This window comes from Pseudomonas sp. 22526, from assembly GCF_052044735.1.
GTDB classification, from domain to species: domain Bacteria; phylum Pseudomonadota; class Gammaproteobacteria; order Pseudomonadales; family Pseudomonadaceae; genus Aquipseudomonas; species Aquipseudomonas piscium.
Genome location: NZ_JBQENK010000009.1, coordinates 185229 through 210259 on the forward strand (window position 1 = coordinate 185229; position 25031 = coordinate 210259).

General features: G+C 64.2%; 27 protein-coding genes. 17 read left to right on the plus strand and 10 right to left on the minus strand.

Features of this window, described 5'->3' with window-relative positions:
* Positions 1–160 precede the first annotated feature (160 nt).
* The gene (locus ACTJKT_RS15890; RefSeq protein WP_440787731.1) at positions 161–3010 is read left to right on the plus strand and encodes a class I adenylate cyclase; all 2850 of its coding nucleotides are present in this window, start codon (positions 161–163) and stop codon (positions 3008–3010) included.
* Positions 3011–3027: 17 nt separating this feature from the next.
* Here the strand turns inward: ACTJKT_RS15890 and rnk are convergent, their stop codons facing one another.
* From rnk to cyaY, 3 genes are all read right to left on the minus strand, one after another.
* Complete coding sequence (gene rnk, locus ACTJKT_RS15895) at positions 3028–3441, minus strand: nucleoside diphosphate kinase regulator (RefSeq protein ID WP_007926672.1); 414 nt, start codon at positions 3439–3441, stop codon at positions 3028–3030.
* 147 nt (positions 3442–3588) lie between these two features.
* Positions 3589–3822, minus strand: coding sequence for a DUF1289 domain-containing protein (locus ACTJKT_RS15900; RefSeq protein ID WP_053263079.1), 234 nt, complete (start codon positions 3820–3822; stop codon positions 3589–3591).
* A gap of 4 nt (positions 3823–3826) precedes the next feature.
* Positions 3827–4159, minus strand: a complete 333-nt coding sequence (gene cyaY, locus ACTJKT_RS15905; RefSeq protein ID WP_097306512.1) for an iron donor protein CyaY — start codon at positions 4157–4159, stop codon at positions 3827–3829.
* Between the two features lie 239 nt (positions 4160–4398).
* Between cyaY and lptM the strand changes: the two genes are divergently transcribed.
* The 6 genes from lptM to ACTJKT_RS15935 are packed head-to-tail and all read left to right on the plus strand — an operon-like array spanning position 4399 to position 8985.
* Positions 4399–4551 (plus strand): LPS translocon maturation chaperone LptM, encoded by a 153-nt coding sequence (gene lptM, locus ACTJKT_RS15910; RefSeq protein WP_007926668.1) that lies wholly within the window; start codon positions 4399–4401, stop codon positions 4549–4551.
* Positions 4552–4560: 9 nt separating this feature from the next.
* The gene (gene lysA, locus ACTJKT_RS15915; RefSeq protein WP_440787732.1) at positions 4561–5808 is read left to right on the plus strand and encodes a diaminopimelate decarboxylase; all 1248 of its coding nucleotides are present in this window, start codon (positions 4561–4563) and stop codon (positions 5806–5808) included.
* Between the two features lie 4 nt (positions 5809–5812).
* Positions 5813–6643 carry a diaminopimelate epimerase gene (gene dapF, locus ACTJKT_RS15920; protein WP_440787733.1) on the plus strand — a complete coding sequence of 277 codons (831 nt, stop codon included), beginning with the start codon at positions 5813–5815 and terminating at the stop codon, positions 6641–6643.
* A 13-nt stretch (positions 6644–6656) separates the two neighbouring features.
* Positions 6657–7382, plus strand: a complete 726-nt coding sequence (locus ACTJKT_RS15925) for a DUF484 family protein (RefSeq protein ID WP_440787734.1) — start codon at positions 6657–6659, stop codon at positions 7380–7382.
* 2 nt (positions 7383–7384) lie between these two features.
* A complete protein-coding gene (xerC, locus tag ACTJKT_RS15930) occupies positions 7385–8281 on the plus strand; it encodes a tyrosine recombinase XerC (RefSeq protein ID WP_016703181.1) in 897 nt (298 codons plus the stop codon).
* Positions 8281–8985 carry an HAD family hydrolase gene (locus ACTJKT_RS15935; RefSeq protein WP_106698886.1) on the plus strand — a complete coding sequence of 235 codons (705 nt, stop codon included), beginning with the start codon at positions 8281–8283 and terminating at the stop codon, positions 8983–8985. The genes xerC and ACTJKT_RS15935 overlap by 1 nt, the downstream gene beginning before the upstream one ends.
* Before the next feature lie 137 nt (positions 8986–9122).
* Here the strand turns inward: ACTJKT_RS15935 and sutA are convergent, their stop codons facing one another.
* From sutA to glnK, 4 genes are all read right to left on the minus strand, one after another.
* Positions 9123–9446 (minus strand): transcriptional regulator SutA, encoded by a 324-nt coding sequence (sutA, locus tag ACTJKT_RS15940; RefSeq protein ID WP_007926654.1) that lies wholly within the window; start codon positions 9444–9446, stop codon positions 9123–9125.
* A gap of 102 nt (positions 9447–9548) precedes the next feature.
* Entirely contained in the window at positions 9549–9974 is a 426-nt protein-coding gene (locus ACTJKT_RS15945) for a secondary thiamine-phosphate synthase enzyme YjbQ (protein ID WP_016703180.1), read from the minus strand.
* A gap of 211 nt (positions 9975–10185) precedes the next feature.
* Positions 10186–11523 carry an ammonium transporter gene (locus ACTJKT_RS15950; RefSeq protein ID WP_097306507.1) on the minus strand — a complete coding sequence of 446 codons (1338 nt, stop codon included), beginning with the start codon at positions 11521–11523 and terminating at the stop codon, positions 10186–10188.
* Between the two features lie 35 nt (positions 11524–11558).
* The gene (gene glnK, locus ACTJKT_RS15955; RefSeq protein WP_002555808.1) at positions 11559–11897 is read right to left on the minus strand and encodes a P-II family nitrogen regulator; all 339 of its coding nucleotides are present in this window, start codon (positions 11895–11897) and stop codon (positions 11559–11561) included.
* Positions 11898–12314: 417 nt separating this feature from the next.
* On the opposite strand from glnK, the gene ACTJKT_RS15960 reads away from it, so the two are divergent.
* From ACTJKT_RS15960 to ACTJKT_RS16000, 9 genes are all read left to right on the plus strand, one after another.
* Positions 12315–12575 (plus strand): accessory factor UbiK family protein, encoded by a 261-nt coding sequence (locus ACTJKT_RS15960; RefSeq protein WP_440787735.1) that lies wholly within the window; start codon positions 12315–12317, stop codon positions 12573–12575.
* Positions 12576–12800: 225 nt separating this feature from the next.
* A complete protein-coding gene (locus ACTJKT_RS15965; protein ID WP_440787736.1) occupies positions 12801–13862 on the plus strand; it encodes a CDP-glycerol glycerophosphotransferase family protein in 1062 nt (353 codons plus the stop codon).
* A 4-nt stretch (positions 13863–13866) separates the two neighbouring features.
* Complete coding sequence (locus tag ACTJKT_RS15970; protein WP_101336256.1) at positions 13867–14394, plus strand: adenylyl-sulfate kinase; 528 nt, start codon at positions 13867–13869, stop codon at positions 14392–14394.
* Complete coding sequence (locus ACTJKT_RS15975; RefSeq protein ID WP_440787737.1) at positions 14388–14960, plus strand: hypothetical protein; 573 nt, start codon at positions 14388–14390, stop codon at positions 14958–14960. The genes ACTJKT_RS15970 and ACTJKT_RS15975 overlap by 7 nt, the downstream gene beginning before the upstream one ends.
* Positions 14957–15685, plus strand: a complete 729-nt coding sequence (locus ACTJKT_RS15980; protein WP_440787738.1) for a formyltransferase family protein — start codon at positions 14957–14959, stop codon at positions 15683–15685. The genes ACTJKT_RS15975 and ACTJKT_RS15980 overlap by 4 nt, the downstream gene beginning before the upstream one ends.
* Positions 15682–18084 carry a PEP/pyruvate-binding domain-containing protein gene (locus ACTJKT_RS15985; protein ID WP_440787739.1) on the plus strand — a complete coding sequence of 801 codons (2403 nt, stop codon included), beginning with the start codon at positions 15682–15684 and terminating at the stop codon, positions 18082–18084. Before ACTJKT_RS15980 ends, ACTJKT_RS15985 begins: the two co-directional genes overlap by 4 nt.
* On the plus strand, positions 18081–18713 hold the full coding sequence (locus ACTJKT_RS15990) for a gamma-glutamyl-gamma-aminobutyrate hydrolase family protein (RefSeq protein ID WP_440787740.1): 633 nt from the start codon (positions 18081–18083) through the stop codon (positions 18711–18713). The genes ACTJKT_RS15985 and ACTJKT_RS15990 overlap by 4 nt, the downstream gene beginning before the upstream one ends.
* 6 nt (positions 18714–18719) lie before the next feature.
* Positions 18720–19469: a phosphocholine cytidylyltransferase family protein gene (locus tag ACTJKT_RS15995; protein WP_440787741.1), complete on the plus strand. Its 750-nt coding sequence runs from the start codon at positions 18720–18722 to the stop codon at positions 19467–19469.
* Between the two features lie 108 nt (positions 19470–19577).
* A complete protein-coding gene (locus tag ACTJKT_RS16000; protein WP_440787742.1) occupies positions 19578–21071 on the plus strand; it encodes a YifB family Mg chelatase-like AAA ATPase in 1494 nt (497 codons plus the stop codon).
* Between the two features lie 6 nt (positions 21072–21077).
* Here ACTJKT_RS16000 and ACTJKT_RS16005 read toward each other — a convergent pair whose 3' ends face one another.
* Together ACTJKT_RS16005 and ACTJKT_RS16010 are read right to left on the minus strand one after the other, a co-directional pair.
* Positions 21078–22292 carry an aldose 1-epimerase family protein gene (locus tag ACTJKT_RS16005; RefSeq protein WP_440787743.1) on the minus strand — a complete coding sequence of 405 codons (1215 nt, stop codon included), beginning with the start codon at positions 22290–22292 and terminating at the stop codon, positions 21078–21080.
* A gap of 107 nt (positions 22293–22399) precedes the next feature.
* Positions 22400–22975 carry a TetR/AcrR family transcriptional regulator gene (locus ACTJKT_RS16010; RefSeq protein WP_440787744.1) on the minus strand — a complete coding sequence of 192 codons (576 nt, stop codon included), beginning with the start codon at positions 22973–22975 and terminating at the stop codon, positions 22400–22402.
* A gap of 114 nt (positions 22976–23089) precedes the next feature.
* Between ACTJKT_RS16010 and ACTJKT_RS16015 the strand changes: the two genes are divergently transcribed.
* Positions 23090–24016 (plus strand): ABC transporter six-transmembrane domain-containing protein, encoded by a 927-nt coding sequence (locus ACTJKT_RS16015; protein WP_440787745.1) that lies wholly within the window; start codon positions 23090–23092, stop codon positions 24014–24016.
* 4 nt (positions 24017–24020) lie between these two features.
* Here ACTJKT_RS16015 and ACTJKT_RS16020 read toward each other — a convergent pair whose 3' ends face one another.
* Complete coding sequence (locus tag ACTJKT_RS16020) at positions 24021–24992, minus strand: Ca2+-dependent phosphoinositide-specific phospholipase C (protein WP_440787746.1); 972 nt, start codon at positions 24990–24992, stop codon at positions 24021–24023.
* Positions 24993–25031 lie beyond the last annotated feature (39 nt).

Sequence of the window (25031 nt, forward strand, 5' to 3'; positions counted from 1 at the left end):
CCCTCGGAATCCCCGCCTGTCGGATTCCGCGGGCAAGCTCCAGCCATCCGCTGGAAATCTGACGTCAAAAATAAAAATCAGCTTAAAGCTCGCCCTCGACTGGCTGTAAACTCCTCCGCACATAAGACCGCCCACGTTCAAGCTTCGCGAGCCTGTTTGAATGACCCGCACCCATGAAATCCGCCCAGATCTGGACGAGGGAATCGATCGCAAGGTTCTCAGCCAACTTCGCGCGCGCTTTCTGAAGCTCAACGAAGGGCGCCTGGGCCGGGCCATGGAGGGGTTGTCGCCACGCCAGCAACTGGTGCTCAACCTGTTGCCGCTGTTCTTTCACGTCAATCACCCGTTATTACCGGGCTATGTGTCGGGCGGCACACCCGCCGGGCTGTCGAACTACGAGCCCGACACACCAACACTCAACGAAGCCCAGCGCCTGACCCGTTCGTTTTCCTACAAGGCCCGGCCCAGCAATGCGCCGCGACCTATCCACGGCCTGTTCCTGATGGGCAGCCTGGGTACCCTGGCCCAGGCCGACCAGAGCGATATGGACGTGTGGGTCTGCCATGCGCCCGACCTCGGCGAGAACGAACTCGCCGAACTGCGCAAGAAATGCCTGCTGCTGGAGGCCTGGGCCGCCAGCCAGGGCGCCGAGGCGCATTTCTTCCTGATCGACCCCAGCCGCTTTGTCCGTGGCGATCGCGACACCCAGCTGAGCTCCGACGATTGCGGCACCACCCAGCACTACCTGCTGCTGGACGAGTTCTACCGCACCGCCATCTGGCTGGCCGGACGTACGCCGCTGTGGTGGCTGGTGCCGGTATACGAAGAAGCCCGCTACCACCAGTACACTCACACGCTGCTGTCCAAGCGCTTCATTCCCGCCGATGAAAACCTCGACCTTGGCCACCTGGCCCATATTCCACCGGGGGAATTCATCGGCGCCGGGCTCTGGCAGCTGTTCAAGGGCATCGAGTCGCCGTACAAGTCGGTGCTCAAGCTGCTACTGACCGAGGTCTACGCCAGCGAACACCCGCGGGTGGAATGCCTGAGCCTGCGCTTCAAACAGGCCGTGTTCGCCAACCGCCTGGACCTCGACGAGCTGGACCCCTACATCGTGGTCTACCGGCGCATCGAGGAATACCTCAAGGCCCGCGGCGAGCCGGAGCGCCTGGAGCTGGTGCGGCGCAGCCTGTACCTGAAGGTCAACCGCAAGCTCACCGGCAACAACGGCGCGCGCAACCCGAGCTGGCAGCGCTCGCTGCTCGAACGGCTGGCCCACGAATGGGGCTGGGATCAGCGCCAGTTGGCGATGCTCGATAGCCGCAGCCAGTGGAAAGTCCGCCAGGTCAGCGCCGAACGCCGGGCCCTGGTCAACGAACTGAATTACAGCTACCGCTTCCTGACCCAGTTCGCCCGTACCGAGCAGACTCTCGGCCAGATCAACAAGCGCGACCTGAATGTCCTCGGCCGGCGCCTGTACGCGGCCTTTGAACGCAAGGCCGGCAAGATCGAGTTCATCAACCCCGGCATCGCCCCGGACCTGGCCGAAGACACCCTGACCCTGGTGCAGTCGCCCAACAAGAAAGAACCGGGGCAAACCCATTGGGGCCTGTACAACGGCAGCCTGAATGCCCTGGAATGGGAACACTTCGCGCCGATCAAGCGCAGCCGCGAGTTGCTGGAGCTGCTGACCTGGTGTCATCGCAACGGGGTGATCGACAGCAGCACGCGCCTGGCGCTGCATCCGGGCAGCAGCGACCTGAGCGAGTTCGAGCTGTTCAATCTGCTGGGCAGCCTGCAACAGACCATCGCCCTGCCCCTGGGCACCGTCAGCGAAGAACGCCTGCTGCACACCAGCGTGCCCAGCGAAGTGCTGATCCTGGTGAACGTCGGCCGCGACCCGCTCAAGCACCACCGCGACCTGAACATCCTGATGACCACCGAGCGCACCGACTCCCTGAGCTACGCCGGGGTGCGGGAAAACCTGGTGCTGACCCTCGACCAGGTGACGCTCAACAGTTGGAACGAAGTCTTGGTCGGTCGTTACGACGGCGCCCATGCCCTGCTCGACTGCCTGCGCGACTACCTCAACAACCTGCCGCGCGGCCCTGAGCAACCGACGCTGCGAGTGCGCTGCTTCTGCCACAACCGCGCCCAGTTCATCGCCCAACGGGTCGAAGAGCTGTTCGACACGGCGCAGAACCTGTTGCTCAGCCAGCTCAATCACCGCTACCTGATCCAGGTCCAGCAGCATTACCACGTGCTGGAGCTGGTGCCGGGCCAGGTCAACCATGTGGCGCTGGCGAGCCTGCCGGCGCTGATCGACTACCTGGGCGAAGAACAGTCCAGCTACAGCCCGCTGCACCTGGACCCGATGGCCCTGGAAGAACACGACCTGGCGCTGATCCTGCCGATGGGCCAGCCTGACTGCATCCAGGTGTTCTACCGCGTCGTCGAGGCTCAGGCCGAGCTGTACGTGCTGGATGAATTCGATGCGCTCTGGCAGCAACGCCTGCCCTACCACGATGAACAGAGCCTGCTGGCCCCCCTGCAACGCTTCCTGCAGTCGATCCTCTATCGGCGCGATGCCCAGCTGCCGATGGAGGCCTCCCAGGCCCTCGTGCCGCTGGACATTTTGTATTACCAGATATTGCCTTCAGGCAGCACAAGGGCTCGCCGGGTCGAGCCGCGCCCGGCGCCACAGACGCCGGCGAACAAAGCCTTTTATGACGTGCAGGGCATCATCGGCAAAGCCGCACCGGGGCAGGTGCAGGTCACCCTGTATTGCAATCAACGGGAGTTTTCCGAGCTGGAGCATGGCGACCAGTTGTTCGCCGCGGTCGCCCAGGAGATTGTCGGCCAGCGTCGCGAAGCCGAACGCTATCGCTGCTACATCACCGACCTGGACCTGTCCGGCCTGCTCGGCGACCACCACGGCTCAAGCAACCTTTACCTACGCTACAAAGCTGACCTGGAGCGCGCCTTGAACGACGCGCTCGAGCAGGTCTAGCCGGTCAGAGACGCCAGTCAGAGGTGAAAGTCGCCAGCCGCTTCGGGTTGGTATTCCACTTCCAGCAGGGTCAGCTTCAGGGTCTTGCCGCCGGGTGCCGGCCAGTCGATGTACTGCCCGACCTGCAAGCCGAGCAAGGCGCTGCCCACCGGCGCCAGGATAGAGATCCGGCCTTCGTCGGCGTTGGCGTCCTGTGGATACACCAGGGTCAGGTGATAGTCCTTGCCGCTGCCCTCTTCGCGGCAATGCACACGCGAATTCATGGTCACGACACCAGGCGGGACTTCATCGTGGCCCACCAGGGTTTCGGCGCGATCCAGCTCGGTCTGCAACGCAATGACGCCTGGCAGCGTGTCGTCCAGGCTGTCGATCAGGCGCTCCAGACGCTGCACGTCGAGGCGGGTGAGAATGATGGAAGGTGCGGTGCTCATGATCCAGGCAGACTCCTTTTTTCGGCACAAAAAAGCAAAACCCCGTCCAGATAAGACGGGGTTTTCACCGGCCTCGATGTGGCGAGGCGTAACCGGACACTACCACAGCAGCACAAATAAACAAGCCGCCGGGCTTTTGTGCCTGGGCTAGCCCATGCCGGGCGCCGCCGCCCGCTTGCGCTCCAGCGCCTGGCGGCAGATGACTCGCCGTCGCTCATCGTCCGCCGAGCGCCATTCGCGAATGTCTTCGACATGCCGGAAACAGCCCTTGCAGACTTTTTCCTCGTCCAGCCGGCACAGGCTGATGCAGGGCGAGGCCACCGCCGGGCTGACATTACTGTACAGCGGCTTGGGCGGACGCGCCGGGGCGGTTGGCGTCACGGTCTCAGAGCCCTTCGAACTCGAGCTTGATGTCGGCCTGCTCGAGAACGATGCGCTCGAGCATTTCGCCCAGCTGCTCTTCGCTCTTGTCGCACATCCAGCGTTCGCTTTCTTCGTCGTAGTCGAAGTGGAAACCGCCGGAGCGCGCGGCCAGCCACAGCTGACGCAGCGGTTCCTGGCGGCTGAAGATCACCTGGCTGCCGTTTTCGAACTTGACGGTGAGCACACCGGCGGAGCTCTCCAGATCGATATCCAGGTCACTCTCATCGAAAATGTCCTCCAGCATCTGCTGGGTGGCATCGACCAGGTCGTGGAAACGGGCTTCAGTCAAACTCATTGCGGGAACCTCGAAAAGTGTCTACTCACGCTCAAGCGCCGCAAGATACGGGCGCATCCGGGCGAATGCAAAGGATACCGATCAAGGGCGCGGGCAGCAGAGAAAATATCCCCGCAGCCGCCGCGCTCGGCTCCTGCGCCCGGGGCAAAGGCCCGCCGGACGGGTATTCCAGCGCATAGGCAAGCCGCTGGGTGGCCGGTATACTCGGGCGCAATTAACGCATTCTCAAGGATTTCGCCATGAAGCGCCTGATCTCTTCCCTTGCTGCGCTCGTCGCGGTTGCCTGCCTTGTCACTGCCTGCGGTCAAAAAGGCCCGCTGTATCTTCCCGATGACAGCAAATCCCCTGAAGACCAAGGTCACTCGCAGTCGCACAAGCACGACACCAACTAAGGGAACCCCATGGACGCTTTTAACTACCGCGACGGGCAGCTGTTCGCGGAAGGTGTAGCGTTGTCCGCCATTGCCGAACGTTTTGGCACGCCGACCTACGTCTATTCCCGAGCGCATATCGAAGCGCAGTACCACGCGTACGCCGATGCCCTCGCCGGCATGCCGCACCTGGTCTGCTTCGCGGTAAAGGCCAACTCCAACCTGGGTGTACTGAATGTCCTGGCGCGTCTGGGCGCCGGTTTCGACATCGTCTCCCGCGGCGAGCTGGAACGCGTCCTGGCCGCTGGCGGCGCGGCCGACAAGATCGTCTTCTCCGGTGTCGGCAAGACCCGTGACGACATGCGTCGCGCCCTGGAAGTCGGCGTGCACTGCTTCAACGTCGAGTCCAGCGACGAGCTGGAGCGCCTGCAACAGGTCGCCGCCGAACTGAATGTTCGCGCGCCGGTCTCGCTGCGGGTCAACCCGGATGTCGACGCGGGCACCCACCCGTACATTTCCACCGGCCTGAAAGAAAACAAGTTCGGTATCGCCATCGCCGATGCCGAAGACGTATACATCCGCGCGGCACAGCTGCCGAACCTGGAAGTGGTCGGCGTCGACTGCCATATCGGCTCGCAACTGACCACCCTGGCCCCCTTCATCGATGCCCTCGACCGCCTGCTGGACCTGGTCCACCGCCTGGGCGAGTGCGGCATCTACCTGCGCCACATCGACCTCGGTGGTGGCCTGGGCGTGCGTTACCGCGATGAAGAGCCGCCGCTGGCCGCCGACTACGTCAAGGCCGTGCGCGAACGCCTCGACGGCCGCGACCTGGAACTGGTCTTCGAACCCGGCCGCTTCATCGTCGCCAACGCCGGGGTACTGCTGACCCAGGTCGAGTACCTCAAGCACACCGAACACAAGGACTTCGCCATCGTCGACGCGGCGATGAACGACCTGATCCGCCCAGCCCTCTACCAGGCCTGGATGGACGTCAGCGCCGTACGTCCGCGCGATGGCCAGGCACGTACCTACGACATCGTCGGCCCGATCTGCGAAACCGGCGACTTCCTGGCCAAGGAACGTCAGCTTGCGCTGGAAGAAGGCGACCTGCTGGCCGTGCATTCGGCCGGTGCCTACGGTTTCGTCATGAGCTCCAACTACAACACCCGCGGTCGCGCTGCTGAAGTGCTGGTCGATGGTGAACAGGCTGTTGAAGTGCGTCGCCGCGAGACGGTAGCCGAGTTGTTTGCTGGCGAAAGCCTGCTGCCGGAGTAGAACCATGCTGCTGCGTTTTACCAAGATGCACGGCCTGGGTAATGACTTCATGGTCCTCGACCTGGTCAGCCAGCACGCGCACATCCTGCCCAAACATGCCAAGCAATGGGGCGATCGCAACACCGGTGTCGGTTTCGACCAGTTGCTGATCGTCGAGGCGCCGAGCAACCCGGACGTGGACTTCCGCTACCGGATCTTCAATGCCGACGGCTCCGAAGTGGAGCAATGCGGTAACGGTGCGCGCTGCTTCGCCCGTTTCGTGCTGGACAAGCGCCTGACCACCAAGCGCCAGATCCGCGTCGAGACCAAAAGCGGCATCATCGAACTGGATGTGCGCAACGACGGTCAGATCAGCGTCGACATGGGCGCGCCGCGCCTGGTGCCCGAGCAGATTCCGTTCGTGGCGCCGGCCCAGGCCTTGAGTTACCAGGTCGAAGTCGCTGGCCAGACCCTCGAGATGGCTGCCGTGTCCATGGGCAACCCCCATGCCGTGCTGCGGGTCAACGACATCAACAACGCGCCGGTGCATGAGCTGGGGCCGAAGATCGAACATCACCCGCGCTTCCCGGCCCGGGTCAATGTCGGCTTCATCCAGGTCATCGACCGTCAGCGCGCGCAGTTGCGGGTCTGGGAACGTGGCGCCGGGGAAACCCAGGCCTGCGGTACCGGCGCCTGCGCCGCCGCAGTGGCCGCGATCAGCCAGGGGTGGATGGATTCGCCGCTATTGATCGACCTGCCGGGCGGGCGCCTGTCCATCGAATGGGCAGGCCCTGGCCAACCGGTGAAGATGACCGGCCCGGCAGTGCGCGTATACGAAGGACAGGTGCGTCTTTGAATGAGCGAAAACCATGACTGATCAGCCTCAGGTACCAGCCGAACAGCCCGACGAATCTCCTTGCGAAAACCTCGAGGCGGCGGCGATCGCCGCGTATCTGGAGGCTCATCCGGACTTCTTCGTCGAGCATGAAGAACTGCTCCCGGCGTTGCGCATTCCCCATCAGCGCGGTGACACCATCTCGCTGGTGGAGCGGCAGATGAAGATCCTGCGCGAGCGCAACATCGAGATGCGCCACCGGCTTTCGCAGTTGATGGACGTGGCCCGCGACAACGACCGGCTCTTCGAGAAGACCCGCCGCCTGATTCTCGCGCTGATGGATGCCAACAGCCTGGAAGACGTGGTGATGAGCGTCGAAGACAGCCTGCGCCAGGACTTCCAGGTGCCGTTCGTGAGCCTGATCCTGTTCAGCGACAGCGCCATGCCGGTAGGCCGCTGGGTCACCGCCGCCGAGGCCCAGACCGCCATCGGCGGCTTGCTGACTGAAGGCAAGAGCGTCAGCGGTAGCCTGCGCGAGCATGAGCTGGACTTCCTGTTCGGCGAAGAACAGCGCCAGCAGATCGGCTCGAGCGCCGTGGTCGCCATCGCCCATCAGGGCATTCACGGCGTGCTGGCCATCGCCAGCCGCGACCCGCAGCACTACAAAAGCTCGGTGGGGACGCTGTTCCTCAGCTACATCGCCGAAGTCATGGGCCGCGTGCTGCCGCGCTTCACTCACTCGCTACGCTCGGTTCGCTGACCATGGAACGACAATTGGACGCCTACTGCGAGCACCTGCGCAGTGAGCGCCAAGTGTCGCCCCATACGCTGCAGGCCTATCGCCGCGACCTGGAAAAAGTGCTGGCTTTCTGCGCCAAGCAGCAGGTTTCCAGCTGGTCCGACCTGGACATCCAGGGCCTGCGCAGCATGATTGCGCGCCTGCACCAGCAGGGCCAATCCTCCCGCAGCCTGGCGCGCCTGCTCTCCGCCGTGCGCGGCCTGTATCACTATCTGAACCGCGAAGGCCTGTGCAATCACGACCCGGCCAACGGCCTGGCGCCGCCCAAGGGCGAGCGCCGCCTGCCCAAGACCCTGGACACCGATCGTGCGCTGCAACTGCTCGATGGCGCGGTGGAGGACGATTTCCTCGCGCACCGCGACCAGGCGATTCTCGAACTGTTCTATTCCTCCGGGCTGCGCCTGTCGGAGCTGACCAGCCTCGACCTCGAACAGCTGGACCTGGCCGATGGCCTGGTGCAAGTCCACGGCAAAGGCAGCAAGACCCGGGTCCTGCCGGTCGGCAAGAAGGCCCGCGAGGCGTTGCAGCTGTGGCTGCCGCTGCGGGCGCTGAGCAATCCGCCGGACGATGCGGTATTCGTCAGCCAGCAGGGCCGGCGCCTGGGCCCACGGGCGATCCAGCTGCGGGTCAAGGCCGCCGGCGAGCGCGAACTGGGGCAGAACCTGCACCCGCACATGCTGCGACACTCCTTCGCCAGCCACATGCTGGAATCCTCCCAGGACCTGCGCGCCGTACAGGAACTGCTGGGGCACTCGGATATCAAGACCACGCAGATCTATACCCACCTGGACTTCCAGCACCTGGCAGCGGTCTACGACAGCGCCCACCCACGGGCCAAACGCAACAAAGGCGGTGAGTAATGACGATCAAGCTGATCACCTTCGACCTCGACGACACGCTGTGGGATACCGCGCCCGTGATCGTCAGCGCCGAAGCCGTGCTGCGCCAGTGGCTGACCGACCACGCCCCGCAACTGGGCGGCGTACCGGTGGAGCATCTCTGGGCCATCCGGGAGCGGGTGCTGAACAACGAACCGGGGCTCAAGTACCGCATCAGCGCCCTGCGCCGCCGGGTCCTGTTTCATGCGCTGGAGGAAGCCGGCTACGACCAGGGCCAGGCCAATGCCCTGGCCGACCAGGGCTTTGAAGTGTTCCTGCATGCCCGGCATCAGCTGGATATCTTTCCCGAAGTGCAGCCGACCCTGGAAGCGCTGGCCAACCACTTCGCGCTGGGCGTGGTCACCAACGGCAACGCCGATGTGCGCCGCCTGGGGCTGGCGGATTACTTCAAGTTCGCCCTGTGCGCCGAAGACATAGGCATCGCCAAGCCCGATTCACGGCTGTTTCACGAGGCCCTGCAACGGGGCGAGGCGACGCCGGATACCGCCGTGCACATCGGCGACCACCCGGGCGACGACATCGCCGGGGCGCAGCAGGCCGGCTTGCGGGCCATCTGGTTCAACCCGGCCGGCAAGGTCTGGGAGGCCGAGCGGCTGCCGGACGCGGAAATCCGCAGCCTGACCGAGCTGCCGAAACTGCTGGCGCGCTGGCACAGCGGCGCCTGAGCGGATGTCGCGGCATGCAGGAGCGAGCTTGCTCGCGATCACCGCAACGCGGTGTCATCCCCTTCCGACCGCCGACAAGCGCCCATGAAAAAGCCCGCAGCGACGGCGGGCTTTTTCAGCAAGCAAGTGGCGGGCGCTTAGATAGGCCGGCTACCGTACTTGTTATCAGGCTTCTTGGGCGGATCGGCAACCACATTGGCCTCGACTTCCTGCACTTTACCGCCACGGGCCAGGAACTCCTCCATGGCGCGCGCCAGTGCATCACGCTCTTTGTTCTTGGCTTCGACACTCGGCAACTCGTCTACCGAGACGGCAGCCTTGGCCTTGCCTTTGGCGGTCGGGGCAGGAACATCACTGCCATCGTCTTCCGCCACATCGTCGGCGGCCGCTTCAAGACCTTCTTCGGTTTCGTCTTCGTCGCCTACTTCGAGGTCGTCGTTTTCCAGATCATCGTCGCTCATGTTCTACCTCATGACTTGCGAAAAGCAGATTAGTTATAGCCCAGCTGAGCCGACTGTCGAAGGCCGCTGGAAAAAAATCAACATCCACTGATAACCAGCGGCTTATGCCTTATCACCGTGCAAGGTGGCAAGGACTTTGCGGGCACCGCCATGATCGCGATGCTCGCCCAGATAAACGCCTTGCCAGCTGCCTAACGCCAAGCGACCCGCCGATACCGGCAAGCTCAATTGACAGCCTAGCAAACTGGCCTTGAAGTGCGCCGGCAGATCATCGGGCCCTTCGTCGTCATGTTCATACCCGGCCATGCCTTGAGGCACCAGGGTGTTGAAAAAACGCTCGAAATCACGACGAACCGCAGGGTCGGCATTCTCGTTGATGGTCAACGAGGCCGAGGTATGCTGCAGCCACAAATGCAACAGACCGACCCGACATGCCTTCAGTTCAGGCAGGCCGGCGAGTAACTCGTCCGTTACCAGATGAAAGCCCCGGGGCCTTGCCCGCAGGGTAATCAGAGTCTGTTGCCACATACAGTTCTCCGCACATTCGGCGCGCATTCTAGCGCGCTCTGGGAAAAAACAAAGTGTCGAATATTCCTCCAATGCTGTAAGTCATTGACCCGAAAAAAAAGCACTCGTCAAACTGGCTGACAAGCTCTGGGAAAAACCTTTCAGCTGTCTCGCAATGACAAAACGCAGGCAAAAAAATGCCCGGCAAGCCGGGCACTTTTTTCTGGCGCGATTACAGGTTGTAACCACGCTCGTTATGTTGCGCCAGGTCGAGGCCGACCGACTCTTCTTCCTCGGTGACACGCAGCCCGATGACCACATCCAGCACCTTGAGGATGATGAAGGTCACGATCGCGGTGTAGATCACCGTGAAGCCCACGCCTTTGCACTGGATCCACACTTGTGCGGCGATGTCGGTCACGGTGCCGAAGCCGCCCAGGGATGGCGCGGCGAATACGCCGGTGAGGATCGCGCCGAGGATACCGCCGATACCGTGCACGCCGAAGGCGTCCAGGGAGTCGTCGTAGCCCAGTTTGCGTTTCAGGGTGGTCGCGCAGAAGAAGCACACCACGCCCGCTGCCAGGCCGATCACCAGGGCGCCCATCGGGCCTACGGTGCCAGCGGCAGGCGTGATCGCCACCAGGCCGGCAACCACACCCGAGGCGATGCCCAGGGCGCTTGGCTTACCGTGGGTCAGCCACTCGGCGAACATCCAGCCCAGCGCCGCGGCGGCGGTGGCGATCTGGGTCACCAGCATCGCCATGCCGGCGGTGCCGTTGGCGGCGGCGGCGGAACCGGCGTTGAAGCCGAACCAGCCGATCCACAGCATGGCCGCGCCCATCAGGGTGTAACCCAGGTTGTGCGGCGCCATCGGGGTGGTCGGGAAGCCTTTACGCTTGCCCAGCACCAGGCAGGCCACGAGACCTGCGATACCGGCGTTGATATGCACCACGGTGCCGCCGGCGAAGTCCAGTACGCCCCAGTCCCACATCAGGCCGCCGTTGCCGGACCAGACCATGTGCGCGATCGGCGCATAGACCAGGGTGAACCAGATGGCCATGAAGATCAGCATGGCGGAGAACTTCATCCGCTCGGCGAAGGCACCGACGATCAGCGCCGGGGTGATGATGGCGAAGGTCATCTGGAAGGTGATGAACACCGCTTCGGGGAACAGCGCCGCCGGGCCGGTCACGCTCGCCGGGGTGACGCCGGCCAGGAAGGCCTTGCCCATGCCGCCGACGAAGGAATTGAAGTTGACGACGCCCTGCTCCATGCCGGTGGTGTCGAACGCGATGCTGTAGCCATAAATGACCCACAGGATGCTGATCAGACCGGTAATGGCGAAGCACTGCATCATCACGGAAAGAATGTTTTTCGAGCGCACCATGCCGCCGTAGAACAGCGCCAGGCCGGGAATGGTCATGAACAGCACCAGGGCCGTCGAGGTCAGCATCCAGGCGGTGTCGCCGGAATTGAGGACTGGGGCTGCCACTTCGTCTGCCGCCATGGCCAGGCCAGGCATTACGAGGGACAAAAGGGCTCCTAGCCCTGCGATTTTACGCAGAGTCATATTGTTTTCTCCTGGGGCGTTGGGTTTGGGGCGGCTTAGATGGCGTCGGTATCGGTTTCGCCGGTACGGATGCGAATAGCCTGTTCCAGATTGACCACGAAGATCTTGCCGTCACCGATCTTGCCGGTGTTGGCGGCCTTGGTTATCGCCTCGATGACCCGGTCAAGATCCTTGTCGTCGATGGCGACGTCGATCTTCACCTTGGGCAGGAAGTCGACTACGTACTCCGCGCCGCGATACAGCTCGGTGTGCCCCTTCTGCCGGCCGAAGCCTTTGACCTCAGTAACGGTAATGCCCTGCACGCCGATCTCGGACAGCGACTCGCGCACGTCGTCCAACTTGAACGGCTTGATGATGGCAGTGACTAGCTTCATGAAACTTTCTCCCGAATTGGTGGACTTGCCCCAGGAAAACAAACCCGACTCAAGTCTAAGCGCAGTGCCTGGCTTTGTAACGCATCGTCGGCCTTCCTCGACCAGACCGACGCCAGCTAACCGCTGCTGACGAAACACTTCCCCGCTCCGCCTGCCGCACTGCATTCGTCACAGCGACTGCATCAGTGCATGGGTCATCAGCGACTAAGCAGAAACCTTGCCATCTCGTGAAAACCCACTGATTTCAGTCCCTTGGCCGCCGCCACGGAAACCACTTCGCCATCATCGCCACGGATACGCACAACAACGGTGCGCCACTGCCCGGCGCGATGCGCGAAAAGCGTGCATCCCCGCCTGCCCGATTGACTATAGACAGTGCGTGATACACTGCCCGCCATTGTTTTCAGGACACTCCCCATGCTCGCGCCCAAAGACCTCCTCGATGCCCTGAGCGGCCATGCCGCCCGTCTGTTCAGCGGCGACACCCCACTGCCCCGCGCCGAAATCGAAAGCCAGTTCAAGGCCCTGCTGCAAAGCGGCTTCAGCAAGCTGGACCTGGTCAGCCGGGAAGAATTCGACAGCCAGATGGTCGTCCTGGCCCGCACCCGCGCCCGCCTGGAAAGCCTGGAGGCGAAGGTGGCCGAGCTGGAAGCCAAGCTCAATCCGAGGGAGCAGTAACCGCCTCGACCGCGCTCCTGCGCACAGGCTCGACCGGGCAACGCCTGCCATCGGTCGAGCCGAGCCCTGCCAGCAAAGATTTTCCGCCCCGCCCGTTCATTTCCCCCCTGCTCCGCCGATAACATGTCCAGCGTTTGCGATCCTGGCCCCCCTGGGCGAGCCATGCCCCGCAACACCGCCAAGCAACGCGAACGCTTGCCTCGACTTATTGCACCAGGTAGCCCTATGACCGCGCCAAAACCCTTCAGCCGCTTGGCCTTCTTCGTCCATACCGCCGAGATGTTCAATCACTATCAGGCGGTCTGGAGCCTGCTCGGGGCCGACGCTTTCGATGTGGTCCTGCATGGCACCCATGAAGAGCGCGCGCAAAGCCGCGAACTGATCGGTGGCCTGGGTTACAGCTGCCACGGCAGCCTGGATGTGATCAAGGCCAACCACCGCTATGACGTGGTGGTCTCCAACCACAGCATGTACGACCACGGCTCCCAGCCGATGATCAAGGCGCTGGGCCATCGGCAGGTGCGCTTCATGTACGCCCTGGGCAAGTACAAACACAACTTTTCCAGCTGGAACCGGCACTACGACCTGATTCTGTGCTTCGGCCCCTGGCAGGCCGAGCGCTTGCGCGAGTGCTGCGATGCCGTGACTTTCCAGATGGGTTACCCGCGCTACGACGCCTACTTCCGCGAAACCTCGCTGCAAGGCCAGCATCCGGCGGACCTGGGCCTGGATCCGACGAAAAAGACCGTGCTGTGGCTGCCGACCTGGCTGGAACTGTCGTCGATCAGCCGCTTCGCCGACGCCATGGCCGGGTTGTGCGATCGCTACAACGTCATCGTCAAGACCCACCCGCTGTCGGCCAATGCCGATCCCGAGGCGCTGAAACTGCTCGAGCAATACCCGTTCACCGCGGTGATTACCCGCGTCTACGACAACCTCACCCTGTTCCGTTGCGCCGACTATGTGGTTTCGGACTACGGCGGAACCGCATTCGGCGCCCTGTACCTGGACAAGAATCTGCTGCTGTTGAACGTGCCGGACGCCGAGCAGGATGCGCTGACCGGCGAGGAATCGCCCGATGTGCTGCTGCGCAACGACATCGTCAACCTCGACCCCGAGGCGCGCTGGCAACTGGCCGACCTGCTGGGGGACGAGAGCCTCTGGCAGCAGCAGGCCGCAGTCCGTCAGCGCCTGCGTCGCCATTACTTCGCCCCCAGCTATGGTTTCTCGGCGGAGCTGGCGGTACTGGCGCTGGGCAACATCGAAAACATACTCAAGCAGGGGTGAAGCCATGGTGATCTGGCTGGTCGGCATGTCAGGAGCGGGCAAAACCACGATTGGCCGGGCCCTGTATGCCAGCCTGAAAGCGCAGCGGCCGCAGACTGTGTTCGTCGACGGCGACGAGATTCGCGCGCTGTTTCGCCATGACCAGCGGGCGGACGCCTACAGCGTCGCCGGACGCCGGGTCAACGCCGAACGGATCCAGGCCCTGTGCGGCTGGCTCGATAGCCAGGGCATCGATGTGGTCTGCTGCATCCTGTCGATGTTCCAGGACATCAGCGACGACAACCGCCAGCGTTTCTCCAGCTACCGGGAAGTGTTCGTCGATGTGCCGCTGAGCACCCTGATCAGCCGTGACAACAAGGGGCTGTATCAGTCCGCCCTGCGGGGCGAACAGAGCAACGTGGTGGGCGTGGACATCGAGTATCCACCGCCGCAACGCCCGGACCTGGTGCTGCACAACCGTCACGAGCCAGACGACATCCCGGGCTATGTGGAACGCATTCGCCAGCTCTGTGGGTATCCACCATCATGCTGAACTACGCCTACAGCGACGGGGATCTGCTGGAAAACCCGCAGACCTACCGCTACAGCAGCTTCCAGGGCGAAGCTTTCGTCGACGCCTGGCGCGCCTCGCGCCTGGCCGCATGCGCCCACCTGCCGGCGCCGGCCTTGCCCACGCTGCATCCACAAGGCCCGGCGCACGCCGAGGACAGCACGGCGCTGCTGGGCCATCTGTGCCTGGAAATGCGCGCGGGCGCTGGCGTCTCCGGCCCGCTGGCGGCCTACTGGCTGCCGCGCCTGCTGAAGAAATTCGAAGTGAACAAACGCCTGTATGCCGGCTACGAAGCCGAGGCTCCGCACCGTCCGCTGCCCCATGGCGGCTATGGGTCCGTACCGCCTTACCTGTTGCTGGCCGAGTGCATGCTGCACGGCTGGCAGGCGAGCGGTGCGGCCTATTACCTCAGTGGCCTGCTCAAGTTGACGGATACCCTGGTGTCGCAGCAGGGCCGCCTCGACCCGGACCAGGGTGCCTACCTGGCCTGGCTGTTGACCCAGGAACAACAGGTGTTGGCCACCGTCGCCCGGGAGGCCGGCCTATGAGTCGCGCGCGCCTGCTGATCCTCTGCGCCCGCACCGCGCGCTCGGTCGCCTACCTGCAAGGCTTGGCGGCCGCCGGTATCGAACCTGAAGCGGTGATTGTCTACGGCCAGGGCGGCGGCGCGTTGCAAACCACTCGCGAGTTGCAGGTACAGCCACTCGCCGGGCTGTTCTGCCCGGACCTGAGCCAGGACCTCGACACCTGCCTGGCCGCCCTGGACTGGCCCCACGAGGTGTGCCCGGCCCAAACTCTCGACGACCCGCAACTGCTCGCGCTTATCGCCCGCCAGGCGCCGGACCTGGTGGTCTACTCCGGCTACGGCGGGCAACTGGTGCCGGCGGCCCTGCTGAGTCGCTACCCGGTGCTGCATATCCACTCCGGCTGGCTGCCGGACTATCGCGGCAGCACCACCCTCTACTACCAGATCATCGAACAGCGCGAATGCGCCGCCAGCGCCCTGCTGCTCGATGAGCAGATCGACACCGGCCCGGTGCTGGCGCGCAAGGCCTATCCCCTGCCCCCGCCAGGCATGGACGTCGACTATCTGTATGACAATGCGATCCGCGCCGACCTGCTGGTGGAAGTCCTCAGCCACTGGCGACGCGAAGGCGCACAAGCCCTGCGGCCCCTGCCGGCCGAGACCGAAAAGCCGCCCTACTTCATCATTCACCCGCTGCTCAAACACCTGGCCCTGCTGGCGGTGGACAAGCACGAGGACACGCCATGAATCGGGCTGCCGAAAACATCGTTCGTTTCGGGACCAAGTCCGAAACCCTGGAGCGCCTGCAGCCGCGGGTCACCCGCTCGCAGATCCTGCCGCTGTACTTCTTCACCGCCCGGCAATGGCGGGATGATCCCGATGACGTGCTGCAGAACATTGCCCGGCTGGAACATGGCGGCTTTTTCGTGATCGTGCGCAGCAGCGCGCAGAACGAAGACGGCTTCAACAGTTCGATGGCCGGCCAGTTCACCAGTTGCCTGAATGTCAGCGTCACCGACCCTCGGGCCTTGAGCGTCGCCATCGAACAGGTGATCGCGTCCTTTGCCGAGCACTGCTGCGAGGACAACCAGGTCCTGATCCAGCCGATGCTGACCTCGATCCAGATGAGCGGCGTGGTGATGACCCACGACCTGGAGCATGGCGCCCCTTATTACGTGGTGAACTACGACGATGAGAGCGGCCTGACCGATACCATCACCGGCGGCCAGGGCATCCAGAAAACCGTGCTGGTCTACCGCGACACCGAGAGCGCCCAGCTGCGCTCGCCACGCCTGCAGGCGGTGATCGATGCCTGCCGGGAGCTGGAACTGCTCTGTGGCAACGTGCCGCTGGACATCGAATTCGCCGTCGACCGCCACCAGCAGGTGTATGTGTTGCAGGTACGGCGCATCACCCTGTGCAACACCTGGCACCCGGTCACCGAACGGCGGGTGGCGCGCCAGCTCGAGCACATCCAGCGCTTCCTGGCCAAACGCCTGGCGCCCCAGGCCGGCCTGTATGGCGACAGCACCCTGCTGGGGGTGATGCCCGACTGGAATCCGGCGGAAATCATCGGCACCACCCCACGCCCGCTGGCAGCCTCGCTGTATCGGCGCCTGGTGACGGATTCGACCTGGCGCGAAGCCCGCGCCCTGATGGGCTATCACCACCCGCGGCACCAGGCCCTGATGGTGATGCTCGGCCATCACCCGTATATCGATGTGCGCTGCAGCTTCAACTCATTCCTGCCGGCGGGACTGGAGCCGGGGTTGTGCACTAGGCTGGTCAACGCCTGGCTGCAGCGCCTGCTGACCCACCCGCAATGGCACGACAAGGTCGAGTTCGAAGTCGTCCAGACCTGCCTGGACTTCACCTTCGACGCCGACTTCGCCGAGCGTTATGGCGACAGCCTCAGCGCCGCCGAACAACGGGCCTATCGCTCGGCCCTCGACCAACTGACACTGCGGGCGCTGAGTGGTGACGGCACCGGCGCCCTGCTGCCCTTGCTGGATCAGGTGCGCGCTCACGAGCGCCAGCAGCAAAGCCGCCGTCTCGATACCCTGCCGGCCGACCTCGACAGCATCCACCGCCTGCTGCTGGACTGCCGCGAGCAAGGCACGCTGCCGTTCGCCATGCTCGCCCGGCACGCATTCATCGCCGAAGCCCTGCTGCGCTCGGCCTGCCGCCGCGGCGCCCTGAGCAACGAGCGCCTGCTGGCCTGGAAACAGTCGATCCACACCGTCACCACCGAACTGACCCGCGAATACGCCCAGGTCTGCGCCGACGCCCGGACCCTGCCGGCCTTCGTCGCCAAGTTCGGCCATCTGCGCCCTGGCACCTACGACATCACCTCATTGCGTTATGACGAACGCCACGACCTGTTCGCTGCCGCGACCGTCGAGCTGGGTCATGGCGAGAGCCCGCAGGCGGCATTCCAGCTGCAGCCCGAAGAACGCCAGGCCCTGCAACGGCTGATCGATGAACAGGGCTGGCCGCTGTCGACCGAACATTTGCTGGGCTACGCCAGCCAGGCCATCCAGGCCCGGGAATACGCCAAGCTGGTGTTCACCCGAGACCTGTCCGATGCCCTGCAACTGCTGGTGAACTGGGGCGCCGACGTCGGCCTGGCCAGGGAAGACCTGTCCTTTCTCGATATCCACCCGCTGCTCGACAGCCTCACCGCACCGCTGATGGACGACACCGACCGGGTCCTGCTGGAGGCGGCCAGCCAGGCGCGGCGCAGCTATGAACAGGGCATCTCGCTGAAGCTCGGGCACCTGATCAGCGCGGTCGACGATGTGTTCGTCGCGCCGCTGCATCGCAGCCTGCCCAACTTCATCACCCGGCAGAACGTCGAAGCCATCGGTATGGAATTGCGCCAGGACACCCCGGCCTCGGCGCCGCTCAAGGGCAAGATCCTCTGCATCGAAAATGCCGACCCCGGCTACGACTGGGTCTTCACCCGCGGCATCGCCGGGCTGGTCACCCAATACGGCGGGGCCAACTCGCACATGGCCATCCGCTGCGCCGAGTTCGGCATTCCGGCGGCCATCGGCTGCGGCGAACAGCTGTTCAACCGGATCCTGCGCAGCCCGCGCATCGCCCTCAATTGTCGCGACAAGACCCTGAACCCGGTGCAGCCATGAAACGCCTCGGTATCACCCTGAGAACCTGCAACCCGCAGGCCTACCACGAACCGCGCGATGGCCTGGCCAGGGACTGGTACCGCTTTTTCGCCGAGCTCGGCTGCGGCAATCAATGGCTGCTGCTGCCCAACCTGGGCGAGGACACCGTGGCTTATGCCCGTGCCCAGGGCGTGCAAGGCGTGATCTTCAGCGGTGGCGACGACCTCGGCGGCGACCCGTTGCGCGACCGCAGCGAACAGGCGCTGCTGGCCCACTGCGTGGCCGAGCGGTTGCCGGTGCTGGGGGTCTGCCGCGGGCTGCAACTGATCCACAGCTTTTTCGGCGGCCGGTTGGCCGATGCCGACCGCGACGTGCACGTCGCACAACGCCACCTCATCACCTTGCTGGCCGCCGACGAGCTGCCCTGGCTACAGGGCCAGGCCGCTTCGCGCTCGGTCAATTCCTTCCACGGCAAACAGTTGCTCGACCCGCTGCCCGCCGCCCTGCGCCCCTGGGCCCTGGACGCTGCCGGGACCTGCGAGGCCCTGGTGCATGCCAGCCTCAAGGTGGCCGGCATCATGTGGCATCCTGAGCGCGAAGCAGCGCTGGACGAAGCCGATCGACAACTGTGCCAATGGCTCTTTGAGTGACCTGACATGAAAGCCGTAATTCTCGCCGCCGGCCGCGGCTCCCGCCTGAAAGACCTGACCGCCGCGCAACCCAAGCCCCTGGCCCGCCTGGCCGGCAAGCCGCTGCTCGAATGGCAGCTGCAAGCCCTGGAAAGCGCCGGGGTCGAGGAGGTGCATCTGGTCAGCGGTTATTGCAGCGAAACCCTTGAAGGCTATGGCCAGAGCCGGCTGTACAACCCGCATTGGGCCAGCAGCAACATGGTGCGCAGCCTGATGTGCGCCGATGCCCTGCTGTCCAGCGAACCGACCCTGGTGTGCTACGGCGATATCGTCTACCGCCCGGACATCGTCCGTGACCTGATGGCCTCCCAGCCCCCCCTGAGCATCACCTACGACCTCGACTGGTGGGACCTGTGGTCGGCGCGCTCCGATGATCCCCTCAGCGACGCCGAAAGCTTCCGCCAACAGGCCGGCCAGCTGCTGGGTATCGGTGAAAGGGTCGCCAGCCGCGAGGAAATCGAGGGCCAGTACATGGGCCTGCTGAAATTCACCCCTGCAGGATGGAGCCAGGTCCAGGCACTGCTGTCCGGCATGAGCGACCAGCAGATCGACAAACTGGACATGACCAGCCTGCTGCGGGCCCTGCTCCAGGCCGGCACCACCATCGCCACCGTGGCCATTCGCGGCGGCTGGGTGGAAGTCGACAATCAGTCGGACATCGCCCTGTACGAACAGCGCATCGCCCAACCGGGCTGGTCCCACGACTGGCGCGGCTGAGCCGCCCGCCGCAACATCCTGAGTCTATTTGCTGGTGCGGCGTAGCCTCGGCCGGGGCTAGGCTTGCACCACCGCAGGACGCGGTTTCCCAGCCTCAAGGAACGAGTCATGTCTCTGGCCATTGTCCACAGCCGTGCCCAGACCGGCGTGCAAGCACCGGCCGTGTCGGTCGAAGTCCATCTGGCCAACGGCCTGCCGGCTTTGACCCTGGTGGGCCTGCCCGAAGCGGCGGTCAAGGAAAGCAAGGACCGGGTGCGCAGCGCCATTCTCAATGCCGGCTTCGATTTTCCAGCCCGGCGCATCACCCTCAACCTCGCCCCGGCCGACCTGCCCAAGGACGGCGGGCGCTTCGACCTGGCAATCGCCCTAGGCATTCTCGCCGCCAGCGTGCAGGTGCCGACCCTGGCCCTGGAGAATGTCGAGTGCCTGGGCGAGCTGGCGCTTTCCGGCGCGGTTCGCCCGGTGCGCGGCGTGCTGCCGGCGGCCCTGGCCGCGCGCCAGGCCGGACGCATGCTGATGGTGCCGCGCGCCAATGCCGAGGAAGCCTGCCTGGCCTCGGGACTGAAGGTGATTGCCGTCGAGCATTTGCTGGAAGCCGTCGCCCACTTCAACGGCCACACGCCGATCGAGCCCTATGCCTCGGACGGCCTGCTCTACCAGAACCGGTCCTACCCCGACCTGAATGAAGTGCAGGGCCAACTGGCTGCCAAACGGGCGCTGCTGGTGGCCGCGGCCGGTGCGCACAACCTGCTGTTCAGCGGCCCGCCGGGCACTGGCAAGACCTTGCTGGCCAGCCGCCTGCCCGGCCTGTTGCCACCATTGGAGGAACAGGAAGCCCTGGAAGTGGCCGCCATCCAGTCGGTCACCAGCCACATTCCCCTGAGCCATTGGCCGCAGCGGCCGTTTCGCCAGCCTCACCACTCGGCCTCGGGGCCAGCACTGGTGGGCGGAGGCTCGAAACCGCAACCCGGGGAAATCACCCTCGCCCATCACGGTGTGCTGTTCCTTGATGAGCTGCCGGAGTTCGATCGCAAGGTACTGGAGGTGCTGCGCGAGCCGCTGGAGTCGGGGCAAATCGTCATTTCCCGGGCTCGTGACCGGGTGCATTTTCCCGCACGCTTCCAGCTGGTGGCGGCAATGAACCCTTGCCCCTGTGGATATCTTGGCGAGCCCAGTGGCCGTTGCCGCTGCACCCCGGAGCAGATCCAGCGTTATCGCAACAAGCTCTCCGGGCCGCTGCTCGACCGCATCGACCTGCACCTGACCGTGGCCCGGGAAAGCACAGCCCTCAACCCCAAGCCCCAGGCTGGGGATAACACCGCGCAAGCCGCGGCCCTGGTGGCCCGCGCCCGGGAGCAGCAACAACGGCGCCAGGGCTGCGCCAATGCCTTTCTCGACCTGCCGGGCCTGCGCCGGCATTGCCAGTTATCCACAACCGACGAGCGCTGGCTGGAAACCGCCTGCGAGCGCCTGACCCTGTCCCTGCGCGCCGCCCACCGCCTGCTCAAGGTCGCCCGTACCCTGGCGGACCTCGAGCAGGTCGAGCAGATCAGTCGCGAGCACCTGGCCGAAGCGCTGCAATACCGGCCGGCCGCGAGCTGAGGAGGATCACTCCTTGCTCAGGTCCACCAGCGGCGTCGGCCGTACTTCGGTCTGCCGGCCGTTCTGGATCTGGCTGATCTCGGCCAGGGACTTATCCACAGCCGCCTTGTCGGCCAGCAGGCTGTAGCGGATCTGGAATTGCTTGCTCTGCCTGGCCTCTATGGTCGGCACCAGGCCCAGCGGGCGCTGGTAGCGACGGTTGTAGGAGAAACTGGTGCCCGGCTCCAGGCCGGTCACATAGCCCTGGCCCCGGGTGTCGGTGTTTTTCCACAGGGAGAACACCGGCAACTGCCGGGTATTGAAGCCCACCGCCACGCCGAGGCTGCCGGCCTTGTTGTGCAGCACCGTCAGGGTGTCGCCCTGGGCATCGGCGTAAGGCACCAGGTTGTAGACGGTCTCGTCGTAGTCCCGGGTCGGGCCGCGGTAGGTCTGCCAATCCGCTAGGTCGGCCTTGGCCTTGTCATTGAAGGGCGAAACCTGCTTCACCGGTGCGGCGAACTGCGCGCCCTCTTCGAGGAACGGTGTGCTGAAGTTGCTGTGATACAGCGCCTGGTATTCCTTCGGATAGTCGCCGTTGTTGGTCAGGGTGTCGTTGAGGGCAAAACTGACGCTGCCCGGCTCGGTCACCAGCTCGGTGGCCACCGAGAAATCGACCTTCTTGAACGCCTGCTCCTTGAGCTCGCCCCGCAGGCTGATGGCGTACGGCGGCTTCTCGTCAATATGCAGGGTGACCTTGTTCGCCGGGATGTTCGCTGCGCGACCGTGCAGGGTCAGCAGCTCGCCGTTATCCATGCCCGGATGCCCGACCCACTCGTAGCCGCAGCGGGTCACCAGTTCGTTGAAACCTTCCAGCCAACCCAGGCCGCCACGACCGTTGAGTTCGATGAACGCCGGGTTGACCACCTCCTTGACCGGCGAGTCCCAACCCATGCGCACCGTGCCGACCGAGGCCTGCAGCACGTTCATGCCACGGGTCGGCACCACCGAGAGCTGCATCGCACCATTGTCGATATCGACAATGCTCACCCCCTCCTGCCGCCCGCCATGCAGGGTGCGCAGGGTCACGGAAAAGGGCTTGGCGGTTTTCACCCCCAGCTGCGCGCTGGTGATATGGAAGTCCTGGGCGGCCTTGTCGGTATCGAGCAGGACATAGTCCCAGGCCATGGCGTGGGAAGCAGCGGTGAACGCGGAAAGAGCGACCAGCAGTCTGAGCGGTGTCATGGGGGGTGTGCCTTTATTGGAGTTGTGGGATTTTTATAGCGCTGATGAATCGCTTCAGCAACCTAATTTCCGCAACCGGCCGGCACACCCGAACACCTCTCCAGGGCTCAGCGAATCTTCAATAACAACTCGACCACTTCCATCACCTCATCCATCGCCGCTGCGGCGGCCTCGGCCGAGGGTCGCAGCAGCAGGCCGTCGGCATAACCCATGATCTGGGCGAAGATCTGCCGGGCTGCGCGCGCGGGGGATGCGCACTGGAACACCTGGGCCTGCACGCCGGCTTCGATGATGCTGGCGAGCATGGCCTGCCACTGCTCATCCACCTTCTGGTAGGCCTCGGCCAGCGCGGTGTCGTGCATGGCTTCATCCCAGGCATCGAGCCACAGCGCCCAGCTGTCTTCGGCAGAAACCGGCAGGCAATCGCGCAGGAATCCATGCAGGGCCGCAAGCGGCGGCAAGCCAACCAGAGGCGCGCCTACGGCGTCCAGTTGCTCGTTGGCAAAACGCACGAAAGCTTCGCGACGCAATTCATTCCAGTCGCTGAAGTAGTGATAGATGTGGCTGCGGGACAGGCCGGCATAGTCCGCCAGGTCACGGGTGGAAACAGCGGCGAAGCCCTTGCTGAGAAACAGCTCCAGGGCGGCGGTGATGATCTGGTCTTTGCGGTCGGTACGGGACATGCGGGCATTACCTCTGGGCGCCAGTGGATCAACGGCGCTTGCGTTTTGAGCGATCGCTCAAATACTATTGAGCAGTCGCTCAATAATAGCCTTTATCTTCCACCCGGTGCACTCATGTCAGCCGTTACCCCGCAAGTCCTGATCGATGAAAGCAAAAAAATCGGCCAGCAATCCGCCAGCCAGACCCTGAAGGCCATCGCCCGCGCCTACCCCGGCAAGCTGTTCTGCACCCTGTCGCTGGTGGCGCTGGAGAACGCGTTGCTGCTGGCCTACCCATTGTTTGCCGGGTTTGCCGTGGACTCGATCATTCGTGGCGACGCCGGCAGCGCATTGTTCTATGCCCTGGTGGTGCTGGCGTTCTGGGTGGTCGGGGCCGCGCGGCGGGCGGTGGATACCCGCACCTTCACGCGGATCTACGCCGACCTGGCGGTGCCGGTGATCCTCAACCAGCGCCTGCAGAACCAGAGCACCTCCACCGCCGCGGCGCGGGTGGTGCTGGCCCGGGAGTTCGTCGACTTCTTCGAGAAGCACGTACCGACCATTGCCACCGCCCTGGTGTCGATTGTCGGCGCGGCGGTGATGCTGCTGGTGATCGAACCCTGGGTCGGCCTGGCCTGTCTGGTGGCCTTGCTGCTGTGCGTGACCCTGCTGCCGCGTTTTGCCCGGCGCAATCAGGAGCTGCATGAGCGCCTGAACGACCGGCTGGAAAAGGAAATCGGCCTGGTGGCCAAGGTCGGCGCCACGTCCCTGCAACGGCACTACCGGCTACTGTCGCGGCTGCGGATCTGGCTGTCGGACCGCGAGGCGGCGGCCTATCTGCTGCTCGGCTCGGCGGCCGCGCTGCTGTTCGTGATCGCCATCAGCCAACTGGCCCTGACCGAAGGGGTCAAGGCCGGGCATGTGTACGCGGTGATGACCTACCTGTGGACCTTCGTCAGCAGCCTGGATGAAGCGCCGACCATGGTCGATCAACTGGCGCGCCTGCGGGACATTGGCAAGCGGGTGGACCCGGGGCTCGCCGAACCGGCCGAGCCCCGCTGAAACATTAGAACGGCCGGATGCGATAGCCGTTGCCATCCTTGGCCTCGGCGAACTTGTAATACGCCGACAGATTGACCTTCTCGGCGATGTGTTGGGTGAATGGCACGCCGTCATCACCCCACACCCGACCGATATGGCTGTAGGCAAAGGCTTGCGCGGCCCACTGTTTGTCGCCCTTGCCCATGTTGTTCATGGCCACGTAACCGGACGACGCCCTGGACATGCCGCTGACCTCGCCACTGACATCGTTCTGGCCGTTGGTGACCGGTGAAATGAACACCTTGGCGCTGGTGGTTCGGGCTTCGGCGTATTGCGAGAGCTTCTGGTTCTCCGAGTGGTTGAGCACCAGCAGCACCTTGCCCTGCAGTTGGCTGGCGGTCGGCCAGGACTTGCCCTTGAGCGAGCCCTGCAAGGCACTGCTGCTGACACCCAGGTGCTGGGCCAGGTCGCTCGGGGTGTAGAGCTTGCCCTGGAAAATCCGGCTGACCAGATCATCGAAGTCTTTCGGCGTACGCCCGGAGCTTTCCTTCGACCAGCCCTGCTTCTTGTCGAGGATCAGGGTAATCGGGAAGTGCCCGGGATGGCTGTCGCTCCAGAGTTTGATGTCGTTGAGGCAGGCCTCGAGATCATTGGTGCCTTTGCCGTCGCCGGTGCAGTTGTTGTCATTGCCGGACTGGAACAGGGTGCCGGGGTTGTGCCGCACGAACCAGTGACCGGCCGAACCACCGGTGACCGCATCGCGCTGGTCCCAGAAGTCCAGCTCCAGGGTGCGCACGCTGTCGAGCACACTGGTGAAGGTGCTGGCGTACTGTTTTTCGTAGCAGTTATGGCACGCCACCTGGGCGATAGCATTGAAGGCGCTGTACCAGGACGCCGGGGAAATGAATCCCGCGGCCTCCTGGCTGGACGCCATCTGGCTGGCCAGCGCCAGGGGCAGCACGGCTGTACGGAGGGCAAAACGAGTGAGACGGGACATGTCAGCTCCTGCCGGGAAGGCATCCTGTAGGGAAATCGC

Coding starts and splice junctions, on each gene's coding strand:
- ACTJKT_RS15890 (WP_440787731.1), top strand. CDS start 161: ATGACCCGCACCCATGAAATCCGCCCAGATCTGGACGAGGGAATCGAT.
- rnk (WP_007926672.1), bottom strand. CDS start 3,441: ATGAGCACCGCACCTTCCATCATTCTCACCCGCCTCGACGTGCAGCGT.
- cyaY (WP_097306512.1), bottom strand. CDS start 4,159: ATGAGTTTGACTGAAGCCCGTTTCCACGACCTGGTCGATGCCACCCAG.
- lptM (WP_007926668.1), top strand. CDS start 4,399: ATGAAGCGCCTGATCTCTTCCCTTGCTGCGCTCGTCGCGGTTGCCTGC.
- lysA (WP_440787732.1), top strand. CDS start 4,561: ATGGACGCTTTTAACTACCGCGACGGGCAGCTGTTCGCGGAAGGTGTA.
- dapF (WP_440787733.1), top strand. CDS start 5,813: ATGCTGCTGCGTTTTACCAAGATGCACGGCCTGGGTAATGACTTCATG.
- ACTJKT_RS15925 (WP_440787734.1), top strand. CDS start 6,657: ATGACTGATCAGCCTCAGGTACCAGCCGAACAGCCCGACGAATCTCCT.
- xerC (WP_016703181.1), top strand. CDS start 7,385: ATGGAACGACAATTGGACGCCTACTGCGAGCACCTGCGCAGTGAGCGC.
- ACTJKT_RS15935 (WP_106698886.1), top strand. CDS start 8,281: ATGACGATCAAGCTGATCACCTTCGACCTCGACGACACGCTGTGGGAT.
- sutA (WP_007926654.1), bottom strand. CDS start 9,446: ATGAGCGACGATGATCTGGAAAACGACGACCTCGAAGTAGGCGACGAA.
- ACTJKT_RS15945 (WP_016703180.1), bottom strand. CDS start 9,974: ATGTGGCAACAGACTCTGATTACCCTGCGGGCAAGGCCCCGGGGCTTT.
- ACTJKT_RS15950 (WP_097306507.1), bottom strand. CDS start 11,523: ATGACTCTGCGTAAAATCGCAGGGCTAGGAGCCCTTTTGTCCCTCGTA.
- glnK (WP_002555808.1), bottom strand. CDS start 11,897: ATGAAGCTAGTCACTGCCATCATCAAGCCGTTCAAGTTGGACGACGTG.
- ACTJKT_RS15960 (WP_440787735.1), top strand. CDS start 12,315: ATGCTCGCGCCCAAAGACCTCCTCGATGCCCTGAGCGGCCATGCCGCC.
- ACTJKT_RS15965 (WP_440787736.1), top strand. CDS start 12,801: ATGACCGCGCCAAAACCCTTCAGCCGCTTGGCCTTCTTCGTCCATACC.
- ACTJKT_RS15970 (WP_101336256.1), top strand. CDS start 13,867: ATGGTGATCTGGCTGGTCGGCATGTCAGGAGCGGGCAAAACCACGATT.
- ACTJKT_RS15975 (WP_440787737.1), top strand. CDS start 14,388: ATGCTGAACTACGCCTACAGCGACGGGGATCTGCTGGAAAACCCGCAG.
- ACTJKT_RS15980 (WP_440787738.1), top strand. CDS start 14,957: ATGAGTCGCGCGCGCCTGCTGATCCTCTGCGCCCGCACCGCGCGCTCG.
- ACTJKT_RS15985 (WP_440787739.1), top strand. CDS start 15,682: ATGAATCGGGCTGCCGAAAACATCGTTCGTTTCGGGACCAAGTCCGAA.
- ACTJKT_RS15990 (WP_440787740.1), top strand. CDS start 18,081: ATGAAACGCCTCGGTATCACCCTGAGAACCTGCAACCCGCAGGCCTAC.
- ACTJKT_RS15995 (WP_440787741.1), top strand. CDS start 18,720: ATGAAAGCCGTAATTCTCGCCGCCGGCCGCGGCTCCCGCCTGAAAGAC.
- ACTJKT_RS16000 (WP_440787742.1), top strand. CDS start 19,578: ATGTCTCTGGCCATTGTCCACAGCCGTGCCCAGACCGGCGTGCAAGCA.
- ACTJKT_RS16005 (WP_440787743.1), bottom strand. CDS start 22,292: ATGACACCGCTCAGACTGCTGGTCGCTCTTTCCGCGTTCACCGCTGCT.
- ACTJKT_RS16010 (WP_440787744.1), bottom strand. CDS start 22,975: ATGTCCCGTACCGACCGCAAAGACCAGATCATCACCGCCGCCCTGGAG.
- ACTJKT_RS16015 (WP_440787745.1), top strand. CDS start 23,090: ATGTCAGCCGTTACCCCGCAAGTCCTGATCGATGAAAGCAAAAAAATC.
- ACTJKT_RS16020 (WP_440787746.1), bottom strand. CDS start 24,992: ATGTCCCGTCTCACTCGTTTTGCCCTCCGTACAGCCGTGCTGCCCCTG.